1 rRNA gene is annotated in these 460 nt (G+C 47.8%); it reads left to right on the top strand.

Annotated elements, in window-relative coordinates:
• Window positions 1-460 (top strand): 16S ribosomal RNA (locus tag C1638_RS22105); the annotation flags it as partial.

Here is a 460-nt window from a genome sequence, read left to right as displayed (position 1 = left end):
CCTACGGGCGGCAGCAGTGAGGAATATTGGTCAATGGGCGAGAGCCTGAACCAGCCAAGTAGCGTGAAGGATGAAGGTCCTACGGATTGTAAACTTCTTTTATACGGGAATAAAGTTTCCTACGTGTAGGATTTTGTATGTACCGTATGAATAAGCATCGGCTAACTCCGTGCCAGCAGCCGCGGTAATACGGAGGATGCGAGCGTTATCCGGATTTATTGGGTTTAAAGGGAGCGCAGACGGGAGATTAAGTCAGTTGTGAAAGTTTGCGGCTCAACCGTAAAATTGCAGTTGATACTGGTTTCCTTGAGTGCAGTTGAGGCAGGCGGAATTCGTGGTGTAGCGGTGAAATGCTTAGATATCACGAAGAACCCCGATTGCGAAGGCAGCTTGCTAAACTGTAACTGACGTTCATGCTCGAAAGTGTGGTTATCAAACAGGATTAGATACCCGAGTAGTC

Source organism: Chryseobacterium oncorhynchi, assembly GCF_002899895.1.
In the GTDB taxonomy this organism is placed as follows: Bacteria; Bacteroidota; Bacteroidia; order Flavobacteriales; family Weeksellaceae; genus Chryseobacterium; species Chryseobacterium oncorhynchi.
This window is presented reverse-complemented; position numbering and strand designations above follow the sequence as displayed.